At 39.9% G+C, this 18,803-nt stretch carries 19 protein-coding genes; 12 read left to right on the plus strand and 7 right to left on the minus strand.

The window, feature by feature from the left end:
* Window positions 1-51: 51 nt before the first annotated feature.
* From R2Q94_RS18135 to R2Q94_RS18155, 5 genes are all read right to left on the minus strand, one after another.
* A complete protein-coding gene (locus R2Q94_RS18135) occupies window positions 52-540 on the minus strand; it encodes an ankyrin repeat domain-containing protein (RefSeq protein ID WP_316822889.1) in 489 nt (162 codons plus the stop codon).
* Complete coding sequence (locus R2Q94_RS18140) at window positions 524-1,207, minus strand: GH-E family nuclease (RefSeq protein WP_316822890.1); 684 nt, start codon at window positions 1,205-1,207, stop codon at window positions 524-526. The genes R2Q94_RS18135 and R2Q94_RS18140 overlap by 17 nt, the downstream gene beginning before the upstream one ends.
* Window positions 1,208-1,956: 749 nt before the next feature.
* A complete protein-coding gene (locus tag R2Q94_RS18145; protein WP_316822891.1) occupies window positions 1,957-2,886 on the minus strand; it encodes an IS3 family transposase in 930 nt (309 codons plus the stop codon).
* An 8-nt stretch (window positions 2,887-2,894) separates the two neighbouring features.
* Window positions 2,895-3,302 (minus strand): hypothetical protein, encoded by a 408-nt coding sequence (locus R2Q94_RS18150; protein WP_316822892.1) that lies wholly within the window; start codon window positions 3,300-3,302, stop codon window positions 2,895-2,897.
* Between the two features lie 29 nt (window positions 3,303-3,331).
* The gene (locus R2Q94_RS18155; RefSeq protein ID WP_316822893.1) at window positions 3,332-3,718 is read right to left on the minus strand and encodes a hypothetical protein; all 387 of its coding nucleotides are present in this window, start codon (window positions 3,716-3,718) and stop codon (window positions 3,332-3,334) included.
* Window positions 3,719-4,525: 807 nt separating this feature from the next.
* Here R2Q94_RS18155 and R2Q94_RS18160 point away from each other — a divergent pair.
* The 5 genes from R2Q94_RS18160 (at window position 4,526) to R2Q94_RS18180 (ending at window position 9,402) form a co-directional block, all read left to right on the plus strand.
* The gene (locus tag R2Q94_RS18160) at window positions 4,526-5,365 is read left to right on the plus strand and encodes a DUF6266 family protein (protein ID WP_316822894.1); all 840 of its coding nucleotides are present in this window, start codon (window positions 4,526-4,528) and stop codon (window positions 5,363-5,365) included.
* A 62-nt stretch (window positions 5,366-5,427) separates the two neighbouring features.
* Window positions 5,428-5,979: a hypothetical protein gene (locus R2Q94_RS18165; RefSeq protein ID WP_316822895.1), complete on the plus strand. Its 552-nt coding sequence runs from the start codon at window positions 5,428-5,430 to the stop codon at window positions 5,977-5,979.
* Window positions 5,972-6,361, plus strand: a complete 390-nt coding sequence (locus tag R2Q94_RS18170) for a DUF2809 domain-containing protein (RefSeq protein WP_316822896.1) — start codon at window positions 5,972-5,974, stop codon at window positions 6,359-6,361. The genes R2Q94_RS18165 and R2Q94_RS18170 overlap by 8 nt, the downstream gene beginning before the upstream one ends.
* 414 nt (window positions 6,362-6,775) lie before the next feature.
* Complete coding sequence (locus tag R2Q94_RS18175) at window positions 6,776-7,759, plus strand: aldo/keto reductase (protein ID WP_316822897.1); 984 nt, start codon at window positions 6,776-6,778, stop codon at window positions 7,757-7,759.
* A gap of 71 nt (window positions 7,760-7,830) precedes the next feature.
* On the plus strand, window positions 7,831-9,402 hold the full coding sequence (locus R2Q94_RS18180; RefSeq protein ID WP_316822898.1) for a Na+/H+ antiporter: 1,572 nt from the start codon (window positions 7,831-7,833) through the stop codon (window positions 9,400-9,402).
* 165 nt (window positions 9,403-9,567) lie between these two features.
* Here the strand turns inward: R2Q94_RS18180 and R2Q94_RS18185 are convergent, their stop codons facing one another.
* Window positions 9,568-11,715 (minus strand): FUSC family protein, encoded by a 2,148-nt coding sequence (locus tag R2Q94_RS18185; protein WP_316822899.1) that lies wholly within the window; start codon window positions 11,713-11,715, stop codon window positions 9,568-9,570.
* Between the two features lie 231 nt (window positions 11,716-11,946).
* Between R2Q94_RS18185 and R2Q94_RS18190 the strand changes: the two genes are divergently transcribed.
* Window positions 11,947-12,660: a cytochrome b/b6 domain-containing protein gene (locus R2Q94_RS18190; RefSeq protein WP_316822900.1), complete on the plus strand. Its 714-nt coding sequence runs from the start codon at window positions 11,947-11,949 to the stop codon at window positions 12,658-12,660.
* Window positions 12,644-13,435, plus strand: a complete 792-nt coding sequence (locus R2Q94_RS18195; RefSeq protein ID WP_316822901.1) for a molybdopterin-dependent oxidoreductase — start codon at window positions 12,644-12,646, stop codon at window positions 13,433-13,435. The genes R2Q94_RS18190 and R2Q94_RS18195 overlap by 17 nt, the downstream gene beginning before the upstream one ends.
* A gap of 68 nt (window positions 13,436-13,503) precedes the next feature.
* Here R2Q94_RS18195 and msrB read toward each other — a convergent pair whose 3' ends face one another.
* Complete coding sequence (gene msrB / locus R2Q94_RS18200; protein ID WP_316822902.1) at window positions 13,504-14,007, minus strand: peptide-methionine (R)-S-oxide reductase MsrB; 504 nt, start codon at window positions 14,005-14,007, stop codon at window positions 13,504-13,506.
* Between the two features lie 214 nt (window positions 14,008-14,221).
* Here msrB and R2Q94_RS18205 point away from each other — a divergent pair, with 214 nt between their 5' ends.
* The 5 genes from R2Q94_RS18205 (at window position 14,222) to R2Q94_RS18225 (ending at window position 18,801) form a co-directional block, all read left to right on the plus strand.
* Window positions 14,222-14,800, plus strand: a complete 579-nt coding sequence (locus R2Q94_RS18205) for a fasciclin domain-containing protein (protein ID WP_316822903.1) — start codon at window positions 14,222-14,224, stop codon at window positions 14,798-14,800.
* Window positions 14,801-15,200: 400 nt separating this feature from the next.
* Window positions 15,201-15,350, plus strand: coding sequence for a hypothetical protein (locus tag R2Q94_RS18210; protein ID WP_316822904.1), 150 nt, complete (start codon window positions 15,201-15,203; stop codon window positions 15,348-15,350).
* Between the two features lie 196 nt (window positions 15,351-15,546).
* Window positions 15,547-16,020, plus strand: a complete 474-nt coding sequence (locus tag R2Q94_RS18215) for a (2Fe-2S)-binding protein (protein ID WP_316822905.1) — start codon at window positions 15,547-15,549, stop codon at window positions 16,018-16,020.
* Window positions 16,017-16,634, plus strand: coding sequence for a hypothetical protein (locus R2Q94_RS18220; protein ID WP_316822906.1), 618 nt, complete (start codon window positions 16,017-16,019; stop codon window positions 16,632-16,634). The genes R2Q94_RS18215 and R2Q94_RS18220 overlap by 4 nt, the downstream gene beginning before the upstream one ends.
* A 10-nt stretch (window positions 16,635-16,644) precedes the next feature.
* The gene (locus R2Q94_RS18225; protein WP_316822907.1) at window positions 16,645-18,801 is read left to right on the plus strand and encodes a xanthine dehydrogenase family protein molybdopterin-binding subunit; all 2,157 of its coding nucleotides are present in this window, start codon (window positions 16,645-16,647) and stop codon (window positions 18,799-18,801) included.
* The last annotated feature ends 2 nt before the right edge of the window (window positions 18,802-18,803 follow it).

An 18,803-nucleotide genomic window follows, 5' to 3' on the forward strand; every position in this document is an offset into this window, starting at 1 on the left:
AATTCTGAGCTTTGTTGTTTTATTGATTAAAGTGGATGTACCATAACATATCTATTCAAAAAACTGCTTCAAATCATAGTTTGCGATGGTATTTGCTAATTTTAAAGGACTAATGCCACTATTATTCTCATTATTACGATCAGCTCCGTAAGAGAGTAGCAGTTTTATCAAATCACCATAACCACATGACGAGAATGTAGCTCTTGATAACGGTGTATTTCCATAATCGTCTTTTACTTCTAAGTCTGCTCCATTTTCGATTAGTAACTTTGCAATATCTGTCAGATTACCTTGCGCAGCATAATGCAATGCTGACCATCCATTAAGATCCTTAACATTTAAATCTGGCTGACTCTTTAATAAGAGTTTAACCATATCTATAGACTTGGCCAGTACAGCGTGAAACAACACACTCCGTTTTTCTTTATCAACAGCATTAATATTTAATGGGCTAACCAATTCCACTAACGTTTCAAGCTCATTTCTATTAACAGCTCTGACTATTTCTTCTGAAAGTTTATTTTCAATCTTTTTTTTCATTTTTACGGCTTCTATTTGATCGTCGGTCTTCCCATTGGTATATAAGTGCATCATTTTCCGCGTCAAGCACTTCTTTTCTAGTACTTCCACGGTCAATGTGTTTCTGTTTTCTAGTTCTCCACTCTTCTCCCTTTTTGTGCCCCAAATCTATTTTTCCTGGCATTAATACTTCTAAAGTATTAGGATCTATCATTATACCCTCCTCGTTCTTTGGCTGCGCCTTATCTACTTCTTTTAAAGTCCCTTTTCTAGGTTTAACACGATCATAAGTATTATCTTTTTTATTTTCGCTCTTCTTTTCTGGCTCAGTGCTTTTATCTTCAGCATTGTCATTGGGTATAAAAAATTCAGTACCGTTACCGGAAGGGAAGAAATTAAAAGTCTTTCCACTATTTTTTGCTTTGTTTGCATTGTTTACTACAATATAGGTCGTAGTAGCTACCGCTGCTGTTGTTGCAACTTCAGCTGCTGTCAGACTAGCTACAGCTTCAAGTATAGCAATGATACAAGCTGGACAGTTCCCATCAGGATCAGTTAATTTAACAGGATCATTCCATGCGTAGGCGTATGGAGATTTATCTATTTGTCTTGGATGATCGGCAAGCTTATCCACCACATTCCACCTTCCAATCACCGGATCATAGAAACGTGCCCCGTAATCGAACACCCTTATGCAACTTTTTTACAGTTCACCGGATTTGCTGGCAGCTACTTTTCAGCTTTATAAAGAACGTTCCTTTAGCGTGAAGTTAGTTTTTTGTTTGGGTTTTACAAGGCCGTTGGTGCGTTGATTTTTTGGCTTTTACTGGTAGGAAGATCATCTGTTACAGCAAAGATAGCCTCCGGAAAGGAAAGCAGTAAAGGGACTTTCGCGGCATAAACGCTCTTAGCCTTTACCCTGCAATCCCATTTATTCCACGTTCCCTTGACAGCTTCCCCTTCTTCCGCTTTTTGGGGCTTAACAGATCATCTCCCCGAACCTCTATTCTCGTTGGTGTATTGCAGGGAGCCTTGATGGAGCAAGTTTATGTTTTTGCTATACAAAAACTACTTTTACTACTCCCGTTGGTTGCTTTGGGTGGTGACCTCTTACTGATGGAAAGTGCTTTGGCAGTGGGGAGGAAAGAGCGGCTCTTTCTATCAGTAAGAGGTTCCAAAGGGGTTTGGGGAATGGAAGATTCCCCAACTATAAACTGCGAAGCACCTTGCTGCCGCAGGCTTTTATCATCAGGGTATACGTTGCAGTGTACTCTTTTCGGCCTTATTGGTACGGTGAAGGTAGTAAAGTATACCCGGAGTATACTTCAAACCCCTCTAGCGATAGCGTAAGGGCAAGCAAGTAGGGCTCTGCCCAACTTCCGCTTGCTCAGCTGACTCGTCCTAAAATACGTTTACGATTTTTAATTAATAATCCTGCTATTGATTTACTGCAGCACTATGATCCTGAATAGGATTTACAATAGTACTGCTTTTTTTATAATAATTCTTCCAAAGCTGCTCGGGCTTTCCTTTATTTTCGTGAACTTGATTGGGAGTTAGGTTTCCAATACTCATATGAGGTCGTTCATCATTGTAAAGGTTAATGACAAATTCCAGAACCTTCCGTCCTTCTTCAATGTTTTGTACCTGATAACCGCTGAGATATTCATTTTTTATGATCCCATTCAATCGCTCAGCAATAGCATTATCCCTCGGATCACCACTCTCTGTCATGCTGATTTTAATTTCACTTTCTTCCAGAAGCCTGATGTATTCATTGGAACAGTATTGTAAGCCCCTGTCAGAATGATGACAAAGAAACTCAGTATCATCAGCCCCCTTTAGAGCCATTTGCAGCGCCTTCACGGTCTCAATAGATAATAAATTTTCCGCAACATTGTAGCCAACAATTTTCCTTGAAAAAGCATCCGTTATAAAACTTATATACAAAAACTTGTCATTGACTCTCCAATAAGTAATATCACTTACCCACAATCTATTAGGTGCTTTAGGAACAAAACCTTTTATCAGATTTGGGAACTTTCGGTACATATGGAATGAATTAGTAGTCGATATTCTCCGTTTATATCTTTTAACCAACATTCCATGTGTTGCCAACAAATCGAATAGTGCATCCCGTCCCATTTTTATCTGGTGTTCAATTAAAAATGGCTGAATCAATTCATAAAGTTTTCTGGTTCCCATATGTCTGTGATCTTGTCGTATTTGGTGGATATGCTTCAAAACCAATTCATTTTCAATAGTTAACGTCTCATTATGCCACCAATGCTGATAATAAGCTTGTCTGGTAACACCAAGTATTCGACAGATGCGTGCAAGGCTTATATTTCTATTTCTGTCTTTCATTTCATAGATTACTTGGTATAGGACTTTTTTCGAATGTTGATTTTCAATTCACGTTCTGCGACTTCAATCATCATTAGATAGGCCTGCTCACGAAACTGACTATCCTTTAGTTGCAATTTCAACTGACGCATTTCAGCTTCATTTTCATTATTTTCAGGTAGTTCAACTGGCTTACTAGTAACGGGTTTATCTTTCATATAGAATGATATGGGTTTTTTCTTGATACTATCCTCAATGTAACCCAATTGTCTCATAAATTTTAAAAGCTTACCTCGTTCTCTATAATCGCCTGTGAACTCCTTCCAAATTGCCTGTTTAGATTTACCACTTTCGAGGTACGCCTTTATCATTATGTGCTTCTGCTTTGTACTGAAGTATTGACCAGGTTTCCTTTTTGATAGAACTTTTTCTTCCATTTTCTTGCCTTTTTAGGTGTAAACCCATTTTAGGACAAGACAATTAAAGCATCGGCAGAATCCACCAATTCATTGTAATCGAAAGCATCGACAAACTGAAGCAATAGCGTTTCATTAATAAACACCATAAGAGCAGTGTCAGTTGAGAAAAAAGATGGGTCTCTTACATCAATATCTGAGTAGTGAACCTTCTTTATTTTACTTACATCAAATAAGGATTCTTTAGCCAGGTACATAGCAAAAGGAGTGTCCATATATGGAAATGATATTGATTTTATGCTTGCAATGATACCACTAGAGGTATCTATATTTTGTATACACTCTTTAATATCATTCAAATAAAGGGCATCTATTATGATATAGGTCGTGCCCGTTCTCAATCTTAACGGCTCGTTATTCAAAGAAATATTTTCCATTACTTAACTATCTTTTATATGGCACATAAAGCCATAGACATAAGGTGATTTTCCCAATAACCGGGTCGTAAAAACGTGCCACATAATCGTATTAACTGACTTTTAACGTCTTCTAACTATTATTTTAAGTTGTTATTTTTCAAATACCCTAAAATCTCCAATTGAATTTTGGCATTTGTACTGCCTTTTATATATTTTTTTTTCTTTAATTCCCCCGGTTAGAATTATAGTCCCAGCATCATTGAACAAACCTCCGACTTTTTATCCTCAATTAGAACCTGTTAGCATATCCAAACCCATTCCACAAATAAATGCGAGGACTGCAAAACCTATGTAGCAATTTAAAGTTTCTGAAGCATTAGGCGAAATAGAATTACAGCAGTACGGCTTCAGATACTACTACGACAAGACTCTTATTAACACTTAATCACAATGCTAATATTATTAATAAAACCAACAACAAGCTTAAAAAGTAATTAAAAAATAATAATATAAATTAAAAATAAACAAAAGTATAAAAACACAAACAAAACCATGTACAACTATTTAATTTTTCTTCCTGCCAGCCTGACTTTGAGAAGAGTCCTAAATGAGACTAGATATATTAAATCTTTAATCCATCATTAATAAATGGTTGATTAATCCTCAATAGGTCTAAATGACCATTTAAACACCATTTAAGGATGAAGAGAAATTGTAATAACAATTATATATACCTCAGCACATCCCGGATATAATTGCATCTTTTCTGAAACTTATTTACTATATTGTATTCTATACAAAGGATTATCAATAAAAATTAACGCTATGGGAAGTTTACAAAACGGTTTTTTTGGTGGATTTAATGGCCGGGTAGGCAATTTAGTAGGCTATATGTTGAACGGAAAAAACGTCATCAGGCTGATTGGACATTCCACCAAACCCCTCAGTCCCGCCAGAAAGATCAATTGCAACCGCATGACGATTGTAAACGAATTCCTGCGACCTATCATTCCTTTTATTAAACTTGGGTTCAAACTAAAGGTACAGGGTACCGACAGAAACTATTATAATGAAGCGGTTTCCTATAATAAAAAACATGCCGTAACCGGCGAATATCCAAATGCGGGGATGGATTATTCCAAAGCCATGATCAGCATGGGAAGCCTGTTAAAGGCAGAAAAACCCAGGATTCAGCTGGTTGGTACCGCCGTTGAATTTAGTTGGGATGTCCCTGAAAACCTGCCATGGAAAAACAGAAAAGATCGGGCCATGTTGCAAGTATGTTTTCCAGGCCACTCTCAGCAAACCCATTGCCTGAGTGCCTCCCACAGAGAAGATGGAAAACATACCCTGGAAATTGACCCAAACCTGGTCAATCATAGAATGGAGGCCTATATCTCCTTTATTAATGAGGATGGATCAGAAATTTCAGATAGTGTTCATGCAGGAACCATTCCTAAAAAGGAAGCAATAACTCCTAAAATAACAGTACCTGACGCTACTCAAAAAAAGACCTCAACCGACATTAAACAAGGTTCTACAAGGGAAAAACAGGTATACAACACTAAAAAAATAGCTAAAACAAAACTGATTGCAAAGCTAAAACCTTCAGGCAGCCTACCTCGAAAGTACAAAAGCCCCGAAGAACCTGACCATCCGGCATAAACATACCACATATTCAGCTCTGGCATGAAAGTGGTACAGTCATTTCTATTAATTTAGAAATTATGAATTTACCCTCGTATAAGAACATCAACTTTAAAAAGGTAAAAAAGGACATCAGACAAGGTTTTAACAATCTTGCCTCTGGTGGCTTTAAACAAATTTTTAGTAGGATTGACCAGGTGAATATCAAGAAAGGTGTAGATACTTTAGGCATCGATAAATTCGTGAATCAATGTGCTTTAATGGCAGGTGGATCTGGTTTAGTAACCGGTGTTGGCGGTGTAAGCACCATGCTGATCGGGACTCCTCTGGATATGATCAACATCATCACACAACAATTCCGCGTCACACTGGCCATTTCTTATCATAAAACAGGCAGGTACAAAATCAGTTTTGAAGATTTCTTTAAGATTGTGGCCTCCTCGGTTAAAGCAGATACCCAATTGGTGCTGAGCAAAAATATCATGGAAGAAGTTGCAGAGAAAATATTTCTAAATTTGGGCTCCAAAGCTAGCCGCCGACTGGTTCCAGTAGTAGGAGGTGTAATCAGTGGAACCATCAATTATATGTTTATTAAAAAGCTCGCGAAGGAATTAATGGCAAAAAATGCTTAATCTCAAAAAAAGAATACTTTACGCGCTACTCATTATCATCGTTATTGCTGCTGGTTTACTTTCCAGAAAAACAGCAATGATCCCTCCTATTGTTGGCGACATTTTATATGCAGTGATGATGTTTCTGATCATCAGATTTCTGCTCATTAATTCAAAACTTCAACAGATCGCAATCATTAGTTTATCCATATGCTACTGCATTGAGCTTGCTCAGCTTTATCAGGCAACATGGATCACCCAAATCAGAAATACTACGCCAGGTGCATTGGTTCTTGGACGTGGTTTCCTATGGTCTGATATGCTGGCCTATACCATAGGTGTTGGTCTTTGCACTTTAACAGCATTGTTCTCAAGTCGTAGAACACCCCCCTCTATAGGCTAATTTGTAATGGTGCTACTCCAAATTCATTTTTAAAAGCATAGGAAAAATGAGATAGATCTTCAAAACCCAGATCTAAATAGTTATTTTCCCACCTCCGGATGTTTAACAATTTCAGTACCCAGCACATTTCCCAATCCATTCAGGATGTTAAATACTCCTTTTGGCAAATTGGCTCATAAAAACTAATGATCCGTTAAATCTCTAAAGACTTTAAATACGATCAGTAAAATTGGTAGGTAAAACCGTAATCAGGATAACAATCGGCAAAAGAATCCAGCGCATCTTTGTATACTGTCATTCGAAAGCACAGATTAAAATAGAACCGATCATTAGTGTAATTTAAGAAAACTGTATCGGTATATCACTGTTTAACTTACGACTGAGTGAAAAATTTCATCTATAGTTTTATAAAAAATGGAAAAGAGAACATTAGGAACAAACGGACTTCAGGTATCAGCTATGGGTCTGGGTTGCATGGGGATGAGCTTTGGCTATGGTCCGGCACACGATAAAAAAGAAATGATTTCGTTGATACGCGCAGCTGTCGAAAAGGGCATTACCTTTTTTGATACTGCAGAATGCTATGGTCCTTTCACAAATGAAGAGCTGTTAGGCGAAGCCCTTGCTCCTTTTCAAAATCAGGTCTTGATTGCCACAAAATTTGGCTTTCAGGATGGTGACTCTAAAAAAGGACTGGATAGCAGTCCGGCGAGAATAAGAGCAGTTGCAGAAGCTGCTTTAAAAAGATTAAAAGTTGATGCCATTGATTTATTTTACCAGCACCGTGTGGATCCGAACGTACCCATGGAAGAGGTTGCCGGAACTGTAAAAGAGCTGATTAAAGAAGGTAAAGTCAAACATTTTGGTCTATCGGAAGCTGGTGTAGCCAGTATTCGTGCTGCACATGCTGTACAACCAGTAACTGCTTTACAAAGCGAATATTCCTTGTGGTGGAGAGAGCCGGAATTGGAGATTATCCCTACTCTTGAAGAACTGGGAATTGGTTTTGTACCTTTTAGTCCACTTGGAAAAGGCTTTCTAACTGGAAAAATTGACGAAACTACCGAGTTTGATAAAACCGATTTCCGCAATATAGTACCACGTTTTTCGGCGGAAGCACGTAAAGCCAATCAGAGCATGGTAAATTTACTGAACAGCATTGCCACAGAAAAAGAGGCTACACCGGCACAAATTGCCCTGGCCTGGCTTTGGGCACAGAAACCATGGATCGTTCCTATTCCAGGGACCACCAAACTACATCGCCTGGAAGAAAACATTGGTGCCAGCAGACTTTCCCTTAGCCCTCAGGACTTACAACAGATAGAGGAAGCTGCAAAACAAATACAGATCCAGGGTGCACGCTATCCGGAACACCTGCAAAAAAGAGTAGGAAAATAAGTTAAGAAATGGCCATCATGTAGAAAGCCGATCAGGAAAAGAATAGTTATCTTGTTTCTATAAAGCTGTACATGATGGAATATTTCTCTTTTTATCTGGGCATAATCGTGGCCATTGTATTACTGATTATGCTGGCCAATAAAATCAAGGTCGCTTATCCCGTGCTTTTAGTTGTTGCAGGGTTGTGCATCAGTTTCATTCCCGGAGTTCCCGTTATCCATATGGACCCGGAGGTGATTTTCTATATCTTCCTCCCTCCCTTATTGTATGAGGCAGCCTGGACAGTATCTTGGAAAGAACTCTGGCACTGGCGACGCATCATTACCAGTTTTGCATTTGTGGTGGTTTTTCTAACGGCCATGTCGGTAGCTTTCTTTGCAAATCATTTCATTCCCGGCTTCTCCCTTGCCCTGGGTTTTTTATTGGGTGGAATTGTGTCTCCGCCAGATGCCGTAAGCGCTGGAGCAATTCTGAAATTTGTCAAGGTGCCAAAACGCATGTCTTCCATACTGGAAGGTGAAAGCCTTTTAAACGATGCCTCCTCCCTGATCATCTTTCGTTTTGCCTTAATTGTAGTGGCCACCGGACAATTTATTTGGTCTGATGCCGCTTTAAGTTTTAGCTGGATGATGTTGGGTGGTGTAGGAATCGGTTTAATATTGGGATGGATTTTCATGAAAGCCCATAAATTCCTTCCTACGGATGCAAACACAGATATTGTCCTCACATTGGTGACTCCCTATATCATGTACATGGCTGCTGAAGAAGTACACAGCTCTGGAGTACTGGCTGTGGTTAGTGGTGGTTTATTACTCTCCACCCATCGCCATCATTTCCTGAGCAGCACCTCACGCTTAAGAGGTGTCAATGTCTGGGAAAGCTTCTGTTTTGTATTAAACGGTCTGGTTTTTATCCTGATCGGGCTCGATTTACCGGAAATTACTGCCGGACTGGAATCCGTGAGTCTTGCTGCAGCTATAGGCTATGGCGTAATGGTAACCGCAGTGTTAATCATTGGTAGAATCATCGCTGCTTACGGTGCGGTAGTGGTGACACTGATTGCCAGAAATTTCATCACTGTAGCTGATGCTAAAAATCCGGGATTAAAAGGTCCATTCTTATTGGGCTGGACTGGCATGCGAGGTGTGGTTTCCTTAGCCGCCGCTTTATCTATTCCTGTACACCTGGCAGATGGCAGTCCTTTCCCGCAGCGGAACCTGATTCTCTTCATTACCTTTATTGTGATTCTACTCACCTTATTATTGCAAGGTCTCACGCTGCCCTATCTGATCAGAAAGCTTAAATTCCCAAATCTGGATAAAGAATTACCTGAAGATGAGGTCTATTTATCGCTAAAAAAAGAGCTTGCTGCCTTTGCCTTAGGTCAATTGAGATCAAACTATCCGGAGCAGTTGAATCGTCAGCCCATGTTACAACAAATGGCGATCAAATGGGAAAGTGTGACTGCAGTAAGTCCCGATGAACCCATGGCAGAAGAATGTAAAATCATCTATATTGATTTGCTGGAACAACAAAGGATATGGTTGCTTCAAAAGAACAAAACTGAAAAAACTCTGGACGAAGAAATCATCCGCAGACATTTGAAATTTCTGGATATGGAAGAAGAAAAACTACATATTTAAATCCCGAATAGCAGGAATACTGATCTATATCCAGCTTTAAGTGAAACTAACACATTCCTTCCATGAGTTTTAAACCTCAGGAAATTTTTCTGTTCCACTCTCCTTTCAATTTTCTGTTGTACTCATTTCCTGAATTAATTGCTGTTTTCCAAGATAGGACAAAAATCAAACGAAATACAATTTCAGCTCTGAAGATAAAGCAAGTAAGAGTTTCAGCTGATGTTGAAGTGTACCTTCATCGTCATGGTCTTCTTCGATTTTATCTTTATGGATCACTTCATTGATACTTTGCAGATTCAATTTGTCACTGTGTTGCGCACAATATTCCATGTGATCCAAAGCCTCAGAAAGTAACCTCAGGCAGGAATCTTCCATCGTATTTTGTTTCGCGGAAAGCGACAGGGACGCAATGATAGAATTGATTCTGTAGCTCAGAATCTGAATACCAAAAACTCCTGGCAGATCTACTTGTTTACTTTTTGGTTCCAGGTGAAGGTATTGCAAGGTTTCCGAAAATTTTGCCAGTTGAATGTAACTGTTTTTCCTTGCCAGTTTTGAGGCCGTTGCACCTACTGCGGTACCCCATAGTTCTTCCCTCACCTTTTTTAGGTAATTGCTATTGGCTTCCAGAATATTCGAGATAAGTGATTTTAAACTTTTGATCTCCCAAACTGGAAAAAGAAAGGCCGCCAGATAGGCGATGACACAGCCAACAATGGTATATAGAACCCTTTCCATGATGATGTGATCTGAATGACCGTCGTAAACGCTGAGCGAAAGGATCACCATCGCGGTGACAAACACCACACTTACCGAATATTTGATCCGGTTGAAGGTAAAAAAGCCCAATAACATAAATGCCGCTAAAACCAACAGTACCGCGGTTTGCTTGATGGTCAGCAATAAAACAATGCCCAACACAGCACCTATAAAAGTACCTGATAAGCGCTCTACATTTCTTTTCCAGGTGAGTCCAAATCTGGGTTTCGCAACAATCACAATGGTGAGTAACAACCAGTAACTGTATTTCCCCAGAGGGAAAACCAGGGTGATCAGATAAGCAAAAGCACACATGAGTGCCAGTCTCAGGGAAAACCTAAATACGGGCGCAGCAAAAGAAAATTGCTGTTTTAGCGATTTTAGTGTAAACAGCTGGGGAGATAAAAATTCCTGATAGGCGATGTCATCCGCATCAAGACTGGCAGGAATGGCAGACATTGGCCTGCTGTTTTCAATCACCTGAATATCCAACACAATCCCTTCCAGGTTTTTTAATACTTTCTGTATGATATGGGCATTCGTTTCTGCTGCCGAATCTAATAGCCTGGTCAGCGCTGCTTTAGCGGCTTCAAATCTAAGCCAGCGTGATTCCGAATGGGTTTGTTTTGGTCTTAAGAATACTGCGCTGAGCACTTTCAGCTCTTCTGCAAGAATTTCAATTAACTCAATGATCAGATTTAATGCACCGGTTTTATCCAGGTTTTTTCTGACATAGGCATAGTCGTAATGAATCGCGGTTACCTGCTCATACAAGTCGATCACACTTACCGCAGTGCGCAACAATTGTCTGCCTCGTTCATTGGTAGGCTTCATTGCCGCCTTATCGCTTAAGAGCAGGTTTCTAACCAGCTCTTGTTTCTCACTCACTTTGATGTGTAAAGCAATGGTTTCACTATAACAATCCTCAAGGTTAACTTCCGGATCGTAATAACGTGCTTTAGATTTTAGAAAGACTGAAGTAGCAGTAATACATTCAAAAATCGCCTGGTGGAGCGATCGGTATGGCCAGATGACAATCTGAATCAGGCTGATCAGGTAGTACCAGTATCCTCCAAGGAGAATGTACCAGCTGAAGAGCAGTGGATTTACGGGATGCAGACCAAGAGTAAAAATGCCAAGTATGATGGCCATGGTGCCAGTTAATGCCAGCCTGCTGCCAAAAATCGCTAGCATAGAGAAAATAAAAGTCAGCAGAAAAATACTTCCTCCCATCAGCCAATGATTTCCCAGAGAAGAGGAAATAATAAGCGCACTAAAGAAGAAAGATAGAATGCTGGTAATCGCGGATTTGAACTTATTTGCACGGTTTCCAGGTGCATCGGTTAAGCTGATCAGTAATGCACCAACCCCTACTCCAACCGCCATATTAGGCTGATCATAGTAAAATAACAAGACAAATGGCAATACAATAGCGATGGTATTTCGCAGGGCATCGGTAAAGTACTCCCCATATACCAAACTAATCAATCTGGTTTTTATGTTATCCCATTTCAGCAAATCTTTACTCAACATAATTGCGATTGAATTTATCATTTCGCCGCAAAATTATTGTAAATAAAACTAATGTGGTTGAAATTGAGATAAAAAAATAACAGATCTTAAATCTACAGTAAAAAAAACACGCTTCCTCTTTTTACACTGCTGGCATTTTCATGAATTTTCGGTATATTTAATTCAACGCCAACCATCAATCACACTAAAAATCAATCATTTAAAATCCATACATCAGAATTCCCCGTTAATAGCACCAATACCTGTTTAGTCATGAAAGTTATCAAAGAAAAGCATGCCTTCCTGATGCGATGGACTCACTGGGTTAACTTCCCGGTTCTGGCCATCATGATTTGGAGTGGGTTATTCATTTATTGGGCAAATGATGCCTATGGTATTTCTATTTTCGGCTTTACACTGATCAAATTCTTTCCGGAATGGTTTTATGATTACTTCCATATTCCCCAGCGACTTGCTGAGGGCATGGCTTTCCATTTTTTGTTCATGTGGTTCTTTTTCATTAATGGATTGCTATATGTGCTCTACACCATTTTTAGCGGTGCCTGGCGGGAGTTGCTTCCCAATAAATATTCTTTTAAGGAGGCTTGGCAAGTGCTTCTTCATGATCTCCATATCAGAAAAATGATTCCTCCACAAAAGAAATACAATGCTGCTCAGCGAATTGCCTATTCAGCGATTATATTGATGGGATTCGGATCGGTCTTTACTGGTCTGGCCATCTATAAACCCGTTCAGTTTTATTGGATATGCTGGTTATGTGGTGGGTATCATTTTGCCAGAATTCTACATTTCGCATTAACCATTGGTTATGTGCTTTTTTTTATAATCCACATTGTTCAGGTGATCATTGCGGGCTGGAATAATTTCCGATCCGTCGTCTCCGGGTTTGAAGTAATTGAAGAAGACAGTCCGGATCAAACTGAAATAATTATCCTTAAAAAATCAGAAGATGAAGGAACAAAATAAAAAGAAAAGCAAACTACCGCTTACCATAGAACAAAAAATAAAACGCAGGAACTTCATTTCTTTTAGCACCTTCTTTCTATTCGGAGCCGCTGCCTTTAGCGGTTGGAAATGGCTGCTAAATGCACCTGATGAAGACCCGGGAATCACTGGAGGCACCAGGGCACCGTTAAGAAAAGCGTTAAACAAAACAGAGCTTTTCTTCCGAAATTTTTTTAGCAATAACCATCTGGTAAAAACTTACCCGAAATCAAGAGCGGCAAGCCAGGTCAGAATCAACAGCCTGATAGGAATTGAGGACGATACCAATTTTGATCTCAAAAACTGGAAACTGTCTGTAAAAAGACAAAATCAGGACGATTTAAAGATCAGTCTCGACGAGATAAAAGCCCTGCCAAAGACAGAGATTGTTTTCGATTTTAAATGCGTGGAAGGCTGGGATCAGATACAGCATTGGGCCGGCGTAAGGCTCAGTGATTTCCTGTTACATTTTAACCTGGATGAACAAACAAAAAAACAGTATATGGGCCTGGAAACGCCCAATGGGGAATACTATGTTGGTTTGGAGATGGATAGTGTACTACATCCCCAAACATTACTCGCCTATGAAATGAATGATCTGCCCCTGAGCAATGAACATGGGGCTCCACTCCGACTGCTGGTTCCGGTAAAATATGGGATCAAAAACCTCAAAAGAATAGGAACCATGTCCTTCAGCAACAGCAGACCGCGGGATTATTGGGCAGAACAAGGCTATGATTATTATTCTGGCCTCTAATTAAAAATACAATTATTTGTACTTAAATTCTGGTTTAAGGTAGGCAGTTCTGTTGTCTCTTAACATCATTATTTAACAGGAACGAACTTAAAGGCGTAAGAATCCATACAGTATCTTTTACCCGTAGGCAGAGGGCCATCATCAAAAACATGCCCTAAATGTAAACCTGTACTTGCCTCAACCACTTCATCCCTAACCATGCCATCGGAAGTATCACTCACAATCTTAATCAGTTTCTCATCAATGGGTTTAAAAAAGCTTGGCCATCCCGTTCCAGATTCAAACTTTGCCTCTGAGCTGAACAAAGGTTTGCCAGTTGCTGCACTTACATAAACACCTTTTTTATGGTTGTCCCAATATGGATTTTTGAAGGGAGTTTCCGTACCCTTGTTCACCATGATCTCATAGGCTTGAGGCGACAAAATCTTTTTCCAATATTGAGCAGGTTTTGCATCAGGATACAAATTTGTGTCTTCAGAACTTCTATTCTTTTGCTGCGATGATGGGTTCTGACTACATGCATTTAATGCAAGAGCCAAAAGCGGGATCATCAAAAAATTAAACTTTTTCATAAGGCTTGTATCTCGCTGTAAATTAAACCTTCACAATTAACACCTACCATAAAGATTTTATAATGAGACACTTCACATATAATACGAGATAAACGGATAATTAGTTTTCAAAAAAACACCAGATCAGCAAAAAAACTAAGCCAAATAATTTATTAAACAAATCGAAAACCAAACAGGAATCTCTTTACGTAAATGCAATCAAATAAACATAACCATGAAAAAAATTTTTTATACCGCAATTGTTTTAGTAGCTATCACATTTGCATCTAGTGTTACAGTTCAGGCACAATCAAAAATGAGCATGACTGGAAAAGTAAAAATGGTAGGTGGTGCAGCCATGTATCCCACAAAAGATATCATTGATAATGCTGTGAATTCAAAAGATCATACCACTTTGGTAGCAGCAGTAAAAGCAGCCGGTCTGGTAGAAACACTTAAAGGCAAAGGACCGTTTACAGTTTTTGCACCAACAAATGAAGCTTTCAATAAGCTTCCTAAAGGAACGGTAGAAAGCCTGGTTAAACCAGAAAATAAAGCAGCATTGACCAAAATATTAACCTATCATGTGGTTCCAGGAAAAATGGATAGCAAAGCCATAGCAGCAGCCATCAAAAAAGGAAATGGAAAAGCAGAGCTAACTACTGTGGAAGGTGGTAAACTTTGGGCATGGATGAAAGGAAATAAACTTGTTCTAAAAGATGAAAAAGGTGGAATGAGCACCGTAACAATCGCAGACGTTAATCAAAAAAATGGAGTGATCCATGTGGTTGATACTGTATTAATGCCAAAATAATTCGATTGAGAAAGCCGTTTTAAATTTTAGAACGGCTTTCTAAATTTCTTAAGGTCTAAAAACCTATAAACGTTAGCTCCTGATCGCATACCACACCTCAATACACGGAAAGTACCGGGCTTCCTGCTCCTAATTCCTTCCTTTTTATATCCATTACGTACATGATCTTTCTGGCTCATCAGTAAAACATAGCCACCGAATTCAAAGAAGGCTGGTAAATGGGTAACCTCCAGATATTTGAAAAGATCTTTCGTCTTAAAGAACCTGATTTTCGTGTTGGCACCTCCAGCTAAAAAAGCATGAAGTAATTTTCCGATATTTAAGTATGACTATAATATGGTCAGTACACCATAAGACAGAATTACACCGATGTATTTTTTTAACCATAAAAATCATGAACATGAGAAAAGCAATATATTTTTCAATTTCATTAATTCTTGGATTCGCTAGCCAGGTTTTAGCACAGCAAGGTCCAATTTTTCCAAAAGGGGAAAAATCTCCAAATGTTCACCATGTAGGCAATGTTTGGCTTTCTAACCTCATTTTATAAATCAACCTATCTTTCATACCAACGAGAATGAACCTGACAACTTATATACAAGCTGTTACAGAAAAAGAATTCCTGGATTAACTTTAAGAGTTAAAGCTAAAACCGTAACTTCTATTTAGTTATCACTTGTATAAACTCAATAAGCTTTCAACCATATCAACAGAGAACCAAAACCTATCAAATAAATCAATTGATTATGATTAACCTAACTATCAATCAGAAACCTTACTCGATAGATGCAGATCCGGAAATGCCATTGTTATGGGCATTGCGGGATCTTATCGGGCTCACTGGTACCAAATATGGATGTGGTGTTGCTCAGTGTGGTGCCTGTGTTGTTCATTTAAATGGTGAGGCAGTACGCTCCTGTGTAACTAAGGTCGGCCGTGCAACAGGACAAAAAATAGTCACTATTGAAGGGCTCTCTCAAAACAATGACCACCCTCTTCAACTGGCATGGAATGAAGTAAGTGTTCCTCAGTGCGGTTATTGTCATTCCGGACAACTCATGTCTGCAGCAGTATTACTCCGGGAAAATCCAAATCCTACGGATCAGGATATAGACAATGCCATGGCAGGAAATATTTGCCGCTGTGGAACCTATCCCCGCATTCGTAAGGCCATACACCTGGCTGCAGAATTACAAAAAAAGGAAGGGCAGGCGAAATGAAAAAATCAATCCTCATCATGTCCATCATCCTTACCATGGTAGGGTTAATGGCCTTTGCCTGGCATAGCGGTAATCGTAAAGAAATTGTTCCTGCGCCTATAGCAATGCCCATAAAAAAAGACAGCCTCGCTTCTGTAAAAGCTTTTGAAAAAGTTTATCGCGTATTGATGAGTCCACGTTGTATGAACTGCCATCCCTCAGGAGATGTTCCTTTACAGGGAGACGACAGCCATTTGCATGAAATGTTTCCAAAAAGAGGAAAAGATGGCAAAGGTTTGTTCGCCATGAAATGCAGCAGCTGCCACCAACCCTCAAATACTCCTGGAATACACAGTCCTCCCGGAAACCCGGAATGGCATTTACCACCAGCAGATATGAAAATGGTTTTCCAGGGCAAAACTGCAACCGAACTGGCTAAACAATTGATAGACCCTAAAAAAAATGGCAACAAGTCTATGAAAGAATTGTTAGCACATGCTGAAGATGGTTTAGTCCGCTGGGGCTGGAAACCCGGAGAAGGTCGGACATTACCTCCTATTAGCCATGCCGAATTCAAAAAAGCATGGGAAACCTGGCTAAATAACGGCGCATACGCTCCTAAATCAAAACCTTAAACCCAACAACATGAGCACTAATCAGGTATCCAGAAGAGATTTCCTCAGAGTTTCAGGTCTGGCAGGCACAGCATTGTGTCTGGGTTTCTATTTTCCATCCAGCGCTAAAGACGCGGAGATTATCAATACAACTGGTATCACAAATTCAGAGGTAGAACTCAATGCCTGGATTCACATTGATACCAGTGGCAAAGTAACCATTTTCAACCACCGCGCCGAAATGGGTCAGGGTTCTTTTCAATCAGTTCCACAAATTATTGCCGAAGAGCTTGAGGTTGACCTAAAAGATGTAAATATCGTTTTTGCACAGGGAAACAGAGAAAAATATGGCAGCCAGATTACTGGTGGCAGTTCAACTATACGAGGTTCCTATAAGAACTTATTAAAATTAAGTGCAACAGCAAGGGTGATGCTGATCAGCGTTGCTGCACAAAAATGGGGTACCCTTCCGGCAGACTGCTATGCGGCATCTGGTCATGTATTCCATAAAACTTCCGGGAGGAAATTCCACTATGGAGAACTTGTTGAACAGGCCGCTAAATTAGCCGCACCAAAAGAAGTGATCCTTAAAAAAACATCAGAATATAAACTGATTCGAAAACCACTGCTCAGACAGGACACTCCGCTTAAAACAAATGGTACAGCCGTCTTTGGCCTGGATAAAAAGTTAGAAGGAATGCTGTATGCCACTGTAGAGCGTAACCCAAGATTAAGGGGTATGGTAAAAAGTTTCGACGACAGTGCAGCCTTAAAGATACCCGGAGTGATTAAGGTATTCAAAGTACGTATGGGTGTTTTTAAAACCTTTCGTGAAGGCGTAGCAGTAGTAGCCACTTCTACTTGGGCTGCAATGCAAGGAAAAAAAGTATTAAAAGTAGAATGGGACGATTCCGGATTTGAGCACATCAATACCACCGAAATTTACCAACGTCAGCAGGATAGTCTTCAAACTCAGGAAGGCCTGTTTCTAAAAAAGCAGGGAGATCCTGATGCTGCAATTAAGCAGGCAGGTAAAACATTAGATGTAGTTTACCAAACACCATATCAATCCCATTACTGTATGGAGCCAGTCAACTGTGTGGCCCATTACCAGGCTGATAAAGTAGAAATCTGGGGTCCTATTCAGGCTCCGGAATGGGTACAGGATTTTATCAGTGAGCAACTGGGTTTTGCTAAGGAAAAGGTCATTGTGAATATGACCTTTCTGGGTGGTGGTTTTGGCAGAAAAGCATTTATGGACTACCCTCATGAGGCGACTATGATCTCCAAAGAAATGAATGCCCCGGTTCAGGTAGTATGGACCAGGGAAGATGATGCCACACAAGGACCCTATCGCCCGGGAATTTCCTACAGGTGCCAGGGAGCAATTGACGATGGAGAGATCATGGCTTTAAAATTTCGAATGGCAGGTCAGAACAATGATCACTGGAGAACTGGTAAAACCGATCAGGCTAACCGGAGTACATCTGAGGGCTTTTTAGCCCCTTACTACAAAAGCATAAAAAACATCAGCTTTGCGGAAGTACAATTCGAAACACCCATCCCTACGATGTGGTGGAGGTCAGTATACGCATCAACCAATGGCTTTGCTTATGAAAGCTTTCTTGATGAGATGGCCATAGCAGCAGGTAAAGATCCGCTTTCAGTTCGCAGACAATATTTACAGGAGGAACGTTCCCAGCTCCTTATCGACAAAATGGAAGAGGTTTCTGGCTGGAAACAAAGAAAGAAAAATGAAGGATTCGGGGTAGCCATCACCGAGTGTTTTGCCAGTACCGTAGGTCAGATTGTCAAGGTATCCAGGGCTTCGGATGGCAAGATAAAAATAGATCAGGTTTGGGCAGTAATGGATTGTGGATGGTACGTAAATCCGGATATTATAAAAGCTCAGGTGGAAGGCAGTATAATCATGGCTTTAGGAGCAGCTACCCTTCATGAAATCACTTTTAAAGATGGACTGGTAGAACAAAGTAATTTTTACAATTATAAAATGCCAAGAATTACCGACATCCCACCAATAGAAGTGTTTATCATGGAAAACGAGGCCAATGCAGGTGGTGTTGGAGAACCAGGTTTACCGGCCTTCGCTCCTGCCCTGACCAATGCCATATTTGATTTAACAGGGAAGCGGATCCGCAAACTTCCATTTGATTTAAAAGCAGTATAAGG

The organism is Pedobacter gandavensis (genome assembly GCF_032678465.1).
GTDB lineage: Bacteria > Bacteroidota > Bacteroidia > Sphingobacteriales > Sphingobacteriaceae > Pedobacter > Pedobacter gandavensis_B.

Coding starts and splice junctions, on each gene's coding strand:
- R2Q94_RS18135 (WP_316822889.1), bottom strand. CDS start 540: ATGAAAAAAAAGATTGAAAATAAACTTTCAGAAGAAATAGTCAGAGCT.
- R2Q94_RS18145 (WP_316822891.1), bottom strand. CDS start 2,886: ATGAAAGACAGAAATAGAAATATAAGCCTTGCACGCATCTGTCGAATA.
- R2Q94_RS18150 (WP_316822892.1), bottom strand. CDS start 3,302: ATGGAAGAAAAAGTTCTATCAAAAAGGAAACCTGGTCAATACTTCAGT.
- R2Q94_RS18155 (WP_316822893.1), bottom strand. CDS start 3,718: ATGGAAAATATTTCTTTGAATAACGAGCCGTTAAGATTGAGAACGGGC.
- R2Q94_RS18160 (WP_316822894.1), top strand. CDS start 4,526: ATGGGAAGTTTACAAAACGGTTTTTTTGGTGGATTTAATGGCCGGGTA.
- R2Q94_RS18165 (WP_316822895.1), top strand. CDS start 5,428: ATGAATTTACCCTCGTATAAGAACATCAACTTTAAAAAGGTAAAAAAG.
- R2Q94_RS18170 (WP_316822896.1), top strand. CDS start 5,972: ATGCTTAATCTCAAAAAAAGAATACTTTACGCGCTACTCATTATCATC.
- R2Q94_RS18175 (WP_316822897.1), top strand. CDS start 6,776: ATGGAAAAGAGAACATTAGGAACAAACGGACTTCAGGTATCAGCTATG.
- R2Q94_RS18180 (WP_316822898.1), top strand. CDS start 7,831: ATGATGGAATATTTCTCTTTTTATCTGGGCATAATCGTGGCCATTGTA.
- R2Q94_RS18185 (WP_316822899.1), bottom strand. CDS start 11,715: ATGATAAATTCAATCGCAATTATGTTGAGTAAAGATTTGCTGAAATGG.
- R2Q94_RS18190 (WP_316822900.1), top strand. CDS start 11,947: ATGAAAGTTATCAAAGAAAAGCATGCCTTCCTGATGCGATGGACTCAC.
- R2Q94_RS18195 (WP_316822901.1), top strand. CDS start 12,644: ATGAAGGAACAAAATAAAAAGAAAAGCAAACTACCGCTTACCATAGAA.
- msrB (WP_316822902.1), bottom strand. CDS start 14,007: ATGAAAAAGTTTAATTTTTTGATGATCCCGCTTTTGGCTCTTGCATTA.
- R2Q94_RS18205 (WP_316822903.1), top strand. CDS start 14,222: ATGAAAAAAATTTTTTATACCGCAATTGTTTTAGTAGCTATCACATTT.
- R2Q94_RS18210 (WP_316822904.1), top strand. CDS start 15,201: ATGAGAAAAGCAATATATTTTTCAATTTCATTAATTCTTGGATTCGCT.
- R2Q94_RS18215 (WP_316822905.1), top strand. CDS start 15,547: ATGATTAACCTAACTATCAATCAGAAACCTTACTCGATAGATGCAGAT.
- R2Q94_RS18220 (WP_316822906.1), top strand. CDS start 16,017: ATGAAAAAATCAATCCTCATCATGTCCATCATCCTTACCATGGTAGGG.
- R2Q94_RS18225 (WP_316822907.1), top strand. CDS start 16,645: ATGAGCACTAATCAGGTATCCAGAAGAGATTTCCTCAGAGTTTCAGGT.